Origin of the sequence: uncultured Maritalea sp., from assembly GCF_937139385.1 — a bacterium.
GTDB lineage: Bacteria > Pseudomonadota > Alphaproteobacteria > Rhizobiales > Devosiaceae > Maritalea > Maritalea porphyrae_A.
Window position 1 is genome coordinate 1 of sequence record NZ_CAKZPW010000307.1, and the last position, 10785, is coordinate 10785.

Consider the following 10785-nt stretch of genomic DNA (forward strand, 5'->3'; position numbering starts at 1 on the left):
GGTAGCGAGAACCCGCAGCATAGGACACCATGGACATAGCTGGAATTGGCGAGAAGCCAAAGATCCGGTCCGGGCCATATGTTTTTGCGGTGTAAGCGTTTGCCGCTGCAATAATCTCGTTTACTTCATCCCAATCAGCGCGAACAAAACCGCCATGGCCCCGCACTTCTTGGTAGGATTTGCGGGCCTCTTCATTTTGCTGGATATATTCCCAGGCCGCCACTGGCTCGCGCATCACACGAGCGTCGCGCCACAGTTTGACCAAACGTGAGCGGATCAAAGGATGCTTCACGCGGTTGGCAGAATACATGTACCAAGAATAACTTGCGCCACGCGCACAACCACGAGGTTCGTGGTTTGGAAGGTCAGGTCGCGTACGTGGATAATCTGTTTGTTGGGTTTCCCAAGTAACGATGCCGCCTTTAACGTAGATCTTCCATGAACATGAACCCGTACAGTTCACACCATGTGTCGAGCGAACGATCTTATCGTGCTGCCAGCGCTTGCGATAAGCATCCTCCCAGCCCCGATTTTCATTCGTCGTCACCCCGTGCCCGTTGGAAAACTTTTCCTTCGGCGCCAAGAAGTTGAGACGATCAAGTAGATTACTCATTTCAATTCCCCCTAGAATAAGGATAGTGCGGGGTGCCCTGCCGACACCCCGACGTGTTTCAATCGGCTCTTATGGATTTTGAACGTAGGCGTTCGGACGAAGGTAGAACCACCAGTTGATCGCAATGCAGACCGCATAAAAGATTGCAAAGCCATACAGAGCGTACTCAGGGTGTCCGGCGCCCAACTGCTCGCCAAATACCTTCGGGATAATGAAGGCACCATATGCGGCCACAGCTGCAGTCCAACCCAACGCTGGGCCGGTTTGTTCCTTGTCAAACACCATCGCAATGGTACGGAATGTCGAACCGTTACCAATACCAGTGGCGGCGAACAAAATCAGGAAGAGACCTAGGAAAGGCCAGAAGTAGATTTCTGGAGTTGCAGATGAGTAGGCTTGCTGAATGAAGTAAGCAACGCCCAGTGCACTCGCAACCATCACAACAGAAATGATCTGAGTTACTTTCGCGCCACCCATTTTATCGGCCCACATGCCGCCGATTGGGCGGATCAAAGCGCCAATAAATGCGCCCATCCATGCAAACATGAGTGCGGATGGACCATTTGGGTTGGCCAAATCGTGGGTCATAACCCCGTCAACTTCAACGTGGCTGAAGCCAAACACAACCTTAATGGTCAACGGCAAAGCAGCTGAGAAGCCAATGAACGAACCAAAAGTCATGGTGTAGATCACTGTCATTGCCCAAGTATGCTTGTTGCCAAAGATCTTATATTGGCGGTTCAAGTTCTGACCAACGGCACCCGGGATCATTTTCAGACCCAAGACAGTCAAGATGATAACGATTGGAAGCACGATCCATTTTGAAAGGGCCAAACCAGATGTGGGCATGCCACCCTCAACGCCCGGCAACAATAACCAAATGCCAAAAGCTGAAGTTGCTAGTCCGATCGCGAGCATACCAAGGATAATGCCTGCTGAACCAAAGAAGTTCGGGATTTTTGGCGAAACATGCTCATCACGAATATTGTTCATGAAGAACCAACCAAGGAACGCCAAAGGCACCAAGAAAACCAACCAGATAAAGCCAGCGTTTTGAATGTATGTTTCAGTGCCCGCTGGGATTTTGCCGATTAGCGTACCCGAAGTGTTGACCAGTGTACGGCTAGCGCCGCCGAACAAGCCCATTGTCATGGCCAACGGGATCAGGATCTGCATGGTGGTCACACCAAAGTTGCCCAAACCAGCGTTCATGCCAAGCGCATAACCCTGAATTTTCTTCGGATAAAAGAAAGAAATGTTGGACATTGAAGACGAGAAGTTGCCGCCACCAATACCAGACAAGAAAGCCAGCATTTGGAAGTACCAAAGCGGTGTGCCCGGGTCTTGCAAGGCAAAACCTGCGCCAATCGCGGGGATCATCAATAGTGCTGTTGTAAACACGATGGTGTTCCGGCCACCCGCAATACGGATGAAGAATGTCGACGGAATGCGAAGCGTTGCACCAGTAAGGCCCGCAATCGCGCCCAAGGTAAACAGCTCAGAGCTAGCAAACCCAAAGTCCAAGTTCACCATCTGAACAGTGATGATGCCCCAATATAGCCAAACAGCGAAACCACATAGCAACGATGGGATCGAAATCCACAAGTTGCGTGTTGCAATTGCTTTACCAGTGGCTTTCCACTGGGCTTCGTCGTCCGGGTTCCAATCGCGAAGGTCTTGACCCACGATATTTCTCCTTTAGTTGAGAAACACCCCCCAAGAGTGTTTCTGAAGCGGATTGAAGGCGTTCTCCAATCCGCAAAGTTGACTTAATTTGTGCCAGCAGCTTCCGCGGCGCGTTTTGCGGCAACCGCCTCAATGGCAGCCTCCAACTCAGCGTTCGCCTTGTCAGCTTTGGCTTTGATTGTCTGAATGTTAGCAACAGCGAAATTTGCCCGCTCTTCATCTTCTTGCCGAGTTGAGAACCGAACGAAGAAGGCAAGGAATGAAGCTAATGTTACAACAACGCCCATAATGAAGAACGCCTGAGACCAATCGATTGATCCTTTGAACAAAAAGCCTGCAAGCACCGCACCAGCATTACCACCAGCGCCAACAACGCCAGCAACCGCACCAAGTGCTTTTTTGTTGATGAACGGAACAACTGAGTAAGTTGCGCCTTCAGCCATTTGAGTGAACAAAGAGAACACAATCAACGTTGGCATGGCCAAGAACAATACGTGCATTTGCGAAAAGAGCATCAATGCAAGGCCCTCGCAGAAGAGGCAGATGAACAGCCAGAATGCCCGTCCTTTAAGTCCCCAAAGCGCACCGTAGTTGTCACCAAAAATGCCGCCCAATGTACGGGCGAATATGTTCATGAGACCGAACGAAGCGGCCATTAAGCCAGCGGTTACCAAGTTCAACTCGAAGTAGTCAGCAAAATAGAGGGCTGCCACGTTGTTAACAGTCAGCTCAATCCCAAAACATGCGCCGTAGATGACAAAAAGAACCCACACGCGACTATCTTTGAGCGCTTCAAAGTAATTGCCTGTCACTTTCTGCTTAGCTGGCATTTTGCCCTGTGCACGCAAGTCAGCGAAGTTGCCGTCCGGTGCATCTTGTGTCCAGAAATAGTAGGCAATCCCTGTCACGAAAATCGCGGCACCGACCACCATCATTGAAAGACGCCAGCCAACTGACTCTGAAAAGCCAAACCCAATAACGAAAACTGAGAAAATCATCGGCATAGCGAACTGAGTTACGCCACCACCAAGGTTACCCCAACCCGCTGACGTCGCATTTGCTTGCCCAACAACGTTTGGCGCAAACATTACAGAGGTATGGTACTGGGTAATAACAAACGACGCGCCAATTTCGCCAATCATCAATCGGAAAATAAGGAACGTTTGAAAGTCTTGTGCAAGACCAATGCCCATAACAGGAAGAGCGCCAAGCATCAAAAGCCCAGTGTAAGTCAATCTTGGACCGATCCGGTCACACAACCAACCGATCAGCAATCGAGCGAATATGGTCACTGACACTGACGCGATGATGATCCAACCAATTTGATCTTTGGTCAGGCCAAGCTCATCCCGCACCACAACCATCAAAGGTGCGATGCCAAACCAAGCGAAGAAACACAAAAAGAACGCAAACCACGTCATGTGGAACGTTCTGATTTGAACCATTGTAATCTTGAAAAAGTTACCCCAAAGGCTCGTTGCTTTATTTTGCAGCTCCATGAGAAGCCCCCTTATGCAGTCCTAAATAGCCGATGAACCACCGAAAACGCGGTTCGTTGCAGCAAAGAAGTGATAAAAGAGGGTTCGCTAGGTTGATCCAGATCAAGATCCGTCGTTTTGTAGACAAAACAAGTGGGCAGAATCCATAATTTGTGCGCGCACGAAACAATTGTTATGCTGCAGATTAGGGGTTGCAAGAACTCCACGAAAATGATCAAACAGTGTCTTGATAAATATCAATTGTAAGGCAATATCCGTATGCGTCCTGATGATCTGCCCCAGATTCGCGAGCTCAACATCTTTAAGGGCATATCAGAGGAGAGTTTTGACGAGCTAATGCGCGCGTCTTTTCTCCAGACATTTCCCGCACAAATGGAACTCATCGAAGAAGGTGAGCCAGCGGACTTCTTGCATGTGGTCGTTGAAGGTTGTGTGGAATTGTTTGCCCAATCCAATGGCCGCGAAAGCACCATGGCCATGGTCTATCCCGTAAGCTCGTTCATTTTGGCAGCCATCATGAAGGATGCTGTCTATCTTATGTCAGCGCGCACAAACAAGAAATCTCGTGTATTGATGATACCTGCCGTCAGTGTTCGGCACGTGTTTGACACTGACCCTGCATTTTCCAAGGCGATGGTGATCGAGCTTTCAAGCTGTTATCGTGGTGTGGTCAAAGAACACAAGAACCTCAAGCTGCGCACGTCGGTTGAACGACTTGCGAACCGCATTCTTCGTTATCGGCAAAAACAACAAAACGACCAAATCACATTGCCCTACGACAAAAAGATCCTCGCATCGAACTTGGGTATGACGCCGGAGAACCTATCGCGCGCATTCAACACGCTAAAGCCCTATGGCGTTAAAGTTGAAGGCAACAAGATCACGCTTTCAGATGTCGAACAGCTTGCCAAATTTGCAAAACCCAGCAAACTAATAGACGACCAATCGATTTAAGACATCTAAGCGCGCATCACGATCGTGGCTGAACCAGAGGAAACAACCTATGTATGACGTCGCGGTGTTGGGTTTGGGCGCCATGGGCGCAGCCACACTCTACCAGCTTGCCAAACGCGGCATCAACGCCATTGGCATTGACCAGTTCAACCCACCTCACACAAATGGCTCCACCCACGGCGAAACACGCCTTACACGGTGCGCCATCGGCGAAGGCCATCAATATGTGCCATTTGCCATACGCTCCCATGAAATATGGAAAGAACTCGGCAATGAAACTGGCGAGCAATTGCTGTTTGAAACAGGAGCATTGATGATTGAAAGTGCGCTTGGTGGCGGCAGCGTACATGGCAGCGCAAACTTTTTGGACACAACCATTTCCACCGCGAAGCAGTTCAACATTGCACATGAAGTCTTGAGCGGTCAGCAAGCGCGCCAACGCTTCCCAAACTTTGCAACAAATGATCAGGACAAGGCATATTATGAACCCGGAGCTGGATACCTAAAGGTTGAAGAATGTGTTTCAGCACAATTGAACCGTGCGGTTGAACTGGGCGCAGATTTGTTGATTGATACAAAAGTTCATTCAATTTCACACGCCAACGAGCATGTTGAACTCGCAACCAGCAGCAACCCAATCCACGCCAAAAAACTGGTTGTCTGCGCGGGCCCTTGGGTGAAGGAACTTCTTGGTGCGCCTTACGACACAAAGCTCACCACAACCCGGCAAGTATTGCACTGGTATCCAATAGCCCAAAACGCTATGCAAGAGTGGAAAGACCACCCAGTGTTCATTTGGATTCACGGCGAAGGTGAAGGCTATTATGGGCTACCCTCGCTAGATGACCCAACGTTGATCAAGGTTGCTAATGCGAATTACGGCGAACCAAGTGCACCGGACAACGTTAATCGAGACATTGACCCAAAAGAACAAACAGAAATGTTTGATGTACACCTGAAGGGCCGATTAATGGGCATCAAACCGCAGGCCCACAAATCTGTGACCTGCATCTACACGGTCACACCCGACAGTGACTTCATACTCGACTGGCATATGGACCATAAAAACACCTTTGTTGTGTCCGCCTGTTCGGGCCATGGTTTCAAACATAGCGCGGCCATTGGCGAGGCGGTTGCCCAGCAATTGATTGACGGCACCTCAACTATCGACATTTCTGCCTTCAATATGACCAGATTCAAAGATTAAAGACGCGTCTTATCTTTGGTTGCTTCCAGCAATACGCCCCTGCTAGGGTCCGTTTTGATTGGAGATTTGAAAGTCGAATAGGGCAAATTTATGTGGCGTACAGTTCGGTCAGCGTGGCCCCTATTTATTGGCATGGTTTTGCTGATGATCTCCAACGGACTTCTATCGACAATTCTCACCATCAAGGCGCAGGAAATTGGCTTTTCCGAAACCGTGATCGGCTTGATGCAATCTGGCTATCCGATTGGCTTCATCTTTTCCTGCTTCATCACCCCGCTGTTGATCGCTCAATCTGGCCATGTGCGGGTCTTTGCAGCCCTGGTTTCAATCGCAAGCACATCCGCGCTTGTGCACTTGATCACCTTCGACCCCATAAGCTGGGGTGCAATGCGCATACTCTCGGGCTTCTGTTTTTCGGGGATTTACATCGTAGCTGAAAGCTGGCTCAACTCCCTTTCAGACAATAAAAACCGCGGTTCGTTGCTCTCGACCTATTTTGTGGTGCAAACCGCTGGCTATATGGTTGGACAAATGATGCTCGGCCTCTCGCGCCCGGGCGATATAAGCCTGTTCATTTTCGTTTCAGTCCTGCTTTCCATCGCACTGGTCCCCATACTCATCGTCGCAACAACCCAGCCCTCAAATGATGAGCCGCAACGGATCACCGTGGTTGAGTTGTTTAATTTCTCACCCATGGCACTCATCGGTGGTTTTGCCACAGGCGTCGCCAATGGTGGCCTTGTGTTTGTCACAGCCCTTTACGCACGAAGCGTGGGGCTAAGCATCACCGCCACAGGTTATCTGTTGGCGGTTACAACGCTGGGTGGATTGCTCATGCAATTCCCCCTTGGTTCGCTTTCTGACAAAATCGATCGACGGATTGTCATCGCAGGCGCATCGTCTGTCACGCTCATCGTGTGCATCACCATGCTGGTTTTTCCAACCACTCAAACAAACACCGTCACGCTTTTTGGCGGCTTTTTGCTTATCGGCGGTTTCACCTTGCCGATTTACTCGATTTGCATGGCGCACATGAATGACCACCTCAAAACCAGCCAAATGGTCGCGGCCTCCAGCACGCTAATTTTGGTATTTGCCGCAGGCATGGTGCTTGGCCCAATTGTGGGGTCATTTGCATTGGACAATGCGGGCGCAAACGGCATGTTCATGATGTACATCGTTGTTGCCGCAACATTGGCCGGCACGGGTATTCAGCGTGTACTATTGAGCGACAAAAAGGTGGTCGACGGGCGCGATATCGTCCCAATTGCATCAACCATCACCCCTGAAGCAACACAAATCCAAATGGATGACTAAAGCTGCTAGGGGTAAACTTTAATCCCCAGATGGGTTAAAATAGTTTGCTGCTCATCTTTACTAATCTTCATGCCGTCGTAGCCGGACAATAGCCCCAACGAGAACCCCTCGAGCCGCGCGCCGCGCAGGTCAGCGCGCTCAAAGTTTGCGCGTTGCAACTGCGCACCGGCCAAGTCGCATTCGCTCAGGTCAGCGTCGATTAAATGTGAAGAACGCAAATCTGCATACCGAAAACTTGAACTGATTAAGTTGCATCCTTCAAGATCTAGATCTGACAAATTACAGTCATCAAAAATTGTAGTCTGAAGGCTTGCGCGAGTGACTCGCTGTTTTCGACCGTAGGTTCGGGTAAATGTCGCCGTCCCAAAATCCGAACCATTTGCCTTGCAGTCTTTGATCGTAACATCATACATGTCCGCACCGACAAATTTGCTCGCCACCAAATTGCAACTTACAAAACTAGCCTCTCGCAAATTAGCAAACGAAAAATCTGTTCCACTCCCCCCTTCGGGATCAAAGAAAACGCAATGGTCAAATTTCACTTCGCTCATTTGCGCACTTGAAAAAGAACACGTGATGAACTGGCATTCGGTAAACTGCGACCCAGTAAGGTCACATTCGATCAGACGACAATTGCTGAATTTGACACGACGAACGTCCAACTCCTCCAAACGATCTGGGTCGAACTCCAAACCATCGATTGCCAACTCACGAAGTGGCGCTCGGTCTTCAAGCAGCTGATCCAATTCAGCTTGGTCAATTTGTCGGTGATCTGTCATGTATAGAATCTCAAAGGAGAAGAGACACCATCTTAACGGCAAAAAGCGGCAGGACAACCCGCCGCTTCCAAAAGCAAATCTGGTGCTTTTAGTTCTTGGCTAATGACTTTGCCGCTTCAACCAAATTGATAAACTCAGCCCGATAGCCGAACTTGTCGTCGCCACGCGAAGCTTGTGCCAGTGCTGAAATCTCATCAAATCCAAATGTGCCTATTTCAGCGTTAGAACGCAGTTTTTGACCAAAAGCTGCTACCGAGGTGCCAAACTGAATTTCATTGGATAAGTCAGCAATATCGTTCACCACATTGTCGTTGGTTACAGCCATTTCTATGAGCGTACTCTCATCAGCTCCGGGCAATTTGTAGCGCAGTTTAAAGAACGCCAATTCATCTGATTTTGATGCTGCATCCACTTGTGTTGTTTCGCCATAGCGCAGCGGGTCAACGGGTTGTGCCGCACCAACGGGGGTCAATTCATAGATAGCTGTCACAGTGTGCCCTGCGCCCACATCGCCCGCATCAACCTTGTCGTTGTTAAAGTCTTCGCGATTGAGTGCACGGGTTTCGTACCCGATCAAACGATAGGCCGAAATCTGGGCTGGATTAAACTCCACCTGAATTTTCACATCTCGCGCGATGGTTTGCAATGTGCCACCAACCTCATTCACCAGCACCTTGCGCGCTTCAGTGTAGCTATCAATATAGCTGGCGTTGCCGTCACCATTTTGCGCCAACGCTTGCATCAACGCATCATTGTAATTGCCTTCACCAAATCCAAGTACCGACAAGGAAATGCCCTTGTCGCGCTTTTGCTTGATGAAATCTTTGAGCGCCTCAGGCTCAGAAATCCCCACGTTAAAATCACCATCGGTCGCTAGGATCACGCGGTTCACGCCATCGTTGTTTTTCGCCTCATTTGCCAAGCGATAGGCGGTTTCAATGCCCGCCGTACCGGCAGTTGAACCACCCGGCGTCAAATTATCCAACGCGTCCAATATCTTGCGCTTATCGGCACCACTAGTTGGCTCCAGCACAACACCTGCCGCTCCAGCATAAGTGACAATGGACACCGTGTCCTGCTCGTCCATCTGCTCGACCAGCAACTTGAACGCTCGTTTAAGCAACGGCAATTTGTCCGTGTCATTCATGGAACCGGACGTATCAATCAAAAACACAAGGTTGGAAGGCTGTGCCATCACATTTTCAGGCATATAACCTTTGATCGCCACATGCATAAGCTGATGTTCAGCATTCCAAGGCGCAGGATAAACCGAAATCTTTGGCGCAAAAGGCAACTCAGCGCTTGGTGGGGTCGCATAGTTATAATCAAAATAATTGATCAGTTCTTCGGTCCGCACCGCATCCTTTTGCGGCAAGCGACCGTTTTCAATCGCGCGGCGAACATAAGCATATGAGGCCGTGTCCACGTCAATTGAAAATGTCGAAACGGGCTGGTCACCCGTCAATTTGATGTTGGCATCATCAAAACTTTCAAACTTGTCACCGCTTTGTAGATATCCGAGTTGATCCCGCATCGGAGCCGGTGCGCCCATTGTACGGGTCGCAACTTTGCTCGAAGCACTCACATTTGGTGAAACCATGGGCGCTTCCATTTCGGGCGCAGGTATAACAATCGCCGCCAAGTCATTTTCAGTTTCTTGCTGTGAGATCACGCCATCAACAACGCCCTTGACCAACTCGTCTTTTTGTTCCGTTGGTGCAACAATGGTCTCTCCCAATGTCGGCGGCGTCAGCGACGTATTGTTCATCAACTGCCAGCTGATCGGCACAATCAGCAAAGCGGTAATGGCAGCGGTGGCCGGAATACGAATATCCATCAATCTAATCCCTTTCAAAGGCGTAACGATGGACATAAGACGCTGCCCCCAAGATAATCCTTGGGAACCATTTGCTGTTTTTTCTGCACTTTCATCAAAAGCCGCCATAGCCAAGGCTGCGGCACGCTTTTTGGCGTCGCTGCTCGGGGCTGGTGTTTCTAGCGATTTCAGGTGCTTTAATTTCTTTTCCATATCACTCATCGGATCACAAAAGCCCCTTCAAAGATTTCTTCGCTTCATGCACATACCAAGAAACGGTGCTTTCCTTACACCCCATAATGGTGGCGCAGTCGGCATGGTTCATGTCTTCTCCATAGACCATCAAAACCGCATCGCGCTGCTTTTCCGGCAATTGGCGCACCGCACTCCAAACCTCGTTCATTGTCACATCATCTTCTTGGTTTGAAGGGGCAGAGGTGGGGCTGACCAAACTCAGCGCTACGACATTGCGCCCCTGCCGGTTTGATGCCCTTTGATGGTCGCGCACTGCGTTCAACGCGATACGATAAAGCCAGCTGGAAAACTGCGATCGTCCGTCAAATTGTTGGATGGACTTGGCGAGTTTAATCACCACGTTTTGCGTGACATCTTCAGCGTCACTTTTGTCACCAAGCCACTTAAACGCAATGCGGAATATATAGTCATATTGCGCGTCGACCACAGCGGCAAATGCGTCGCGGTCACCCCCCGCGGCAAGTTTCACCAATTCGCTGATCGGTGGATCATTTTCGGTCTGGTTTAAAGTCAAATTCAGTTCCAAACAAACATCCAATTACGCACCCATTGGGTATCAAACAACTATAAGACGATTGTAAGATCAAAATCCTTGGCAAAAACTTCAAAAAAAATGGCGACCCGAAGCCGCCAAGTCGAGGATAGTTCCTTAAATGTCA

At 49.6% G+C, this 10785-nt stretch carries 9 protein-coding genes; 3 read left to right on the top strand and 6 right to left on the bottom strand.

Going from position 1 to position 10785, the window contains the following annotated elements; genetic code table 11:
- The 3 genes from Q0231_RS12620 to Q0231_RS12630 form a co-directional block, all read right to left on the bottom strand.
- Positions 1-613: molybdopterin-dependent oxidoreductase (locus Q0231_RS12620; protein WP_299347909.1), on the bottom strand; the 613-nt coding region annotated here is incomplete at its 3' end.
- 69 nt (positions 614-682) lie between these two features.
- On the bottom strand, positions 683-2299 hold the full coding sequence (locus Q0231_RS12625; RefSeq protein WP_269394668.1) for an antiporter: 1617 nt from the start codon (positions 2297-2299) through the stop codon (positions 683-685).
- Between the two features lie 83 nt (positions 2300-2382).
- The gene (locus Q0231_RS12630; protein WP_299347910.1) at positions 2383-3798 is read right to left on the bottom strand and encodes an MFS transporter; all 1416 of its coding nucleotides are present in this window, start codon (positions 3796-3798) and stop codon (positions 2383-2385) included.
- A 258-nt stretch (positions 3799-4056) separates the two neighbouring features.
- Between Q0231_RS12630 and Q0231_RS12635 the strand changes: the two genes are divergently transcribed.
- From Q0231_RS12635 to Q0231_RS12645, 3 genes are all read left to right on the top strand, one after another.
- The gene (locus Q0231_RS12635) at positions 4057-4752 is read left to right on the top strand and encodes a cyclic nucleotide-binding domain-containing protein (RefSeq protein ID WP_299347911.1); all 696 of its coding nucleotides are present in this window, start codon (positions 4057-4059) and stop codon (positions 4750-4752) included.
- Positions 4753-4801: 49 nt separating this feature from the next.
- Complete coding sequence (solA, locus tag Q0231_RS12640; protein ID WP_299347912.1) at positions 4802-5959, top strand: N-methyl-L-tryptophan oxidase; 1158 nt, start codon at positions 4802-4804, stop codon at positions 5957-5959.
- A gap of 90 nt (positions 5960-6049) precedes the next feature.
- Positions 6050-7276 (top strand): MFS transporter, encoded by a 1227-nt coding sequence (locus tag Q0231_RS12645; RefSeq protein WP_269394664.1) that lies wholly within the window; start codon positions 6050-6052, stop codon positions 7274-7276.
- Positions 7277-7281: 5 nt separating this feature from the next.
- Here Q0231_RS12645 and Q0231_RS12650 read toward each other — a convergent pair whose 3' ends face one another.
- From Q0231_RS12650 to Q0231_RS12660, 3 genes are all read right to left on the bottom strand, one after another.
- On the bottom strand, positions 7282-8055 hold the full coding sequence (locus Q0231_RS12650) for a pentapeptide repeat-containing protein (protein WP_299347914.1): 774 nt from the start codon (positions 8053-8055) through the stop codon (positions 7282-7284).
- 88 nt (positions 8056-8143) lie between these two features.
- Positions 8144-10084 (bottom strand): VWA domain-containing protein, encoded by a 1941-nt coding sequence (locus Q0231_RS12655; RefSeq protein ID WP_299347915.1) that lies wholly within the window; start codon positions 10082-10084, stop codon positions 8144-8146.
- 13 nt (positions 10085-10097) lie between these two features.
- Positions 10098-10640 carry an RNA polymerase sigma factor gene (locus Q0231_RS12660; protein ID WP_299347916.1) on the bottom strand — a complete coding sequence of 181 codons (543 nt, stop codon included), beginning with the start codon at positions 10638-10640 and terminating at the stop codon, positions 10098-10100.
- Positions 10641-10785 lie beyond the last annotated feature (145 nt).

Coding starts and splice junctions, on each gene's coding strand:
- Q0231_RS12635 (WP_299347911.1), top strand. CDS start 4,057: ATGCGTCCTGATGATCTGCCCCAGATTCGCGAGCTCAACATCTTTAAG.
- Q0231_RS12645 (WP_269394664.1), top strand. CDS start 6,050: ATGTGGCGTACAGTTCGGTCAGCGTGGCCCCTATTTATTGGCATGGTT.
- Q0231_RS12650 (WP_299347914.1), bottom strand. CDS start 8,055: ATGACAGATCACCGACAAATTGACCAAGCTGAATTGGATCAGCTGCTT.
- solA (WP_299347912.1), top strand. CDS start 4,802: ATGTATGACGTCGCGGTGTTGGGTTTGGGCGCCATGGGCGCAGCCACA.
- Q0231_RS12655 (WP_299347915.1), bottom strand. CDS start 10,084: ATGGAAAAGAAATTAAAGCACCTGAAATCGCTAGAAACACCAGCCCCG.
- Q0231_RS12630 (WP_299347910.1), bottom strand. CDS start 3,798: ATGGAGCTGCAAAATAAAGCAACGAGCCTTTGGGGTAACTTTTTCAAG.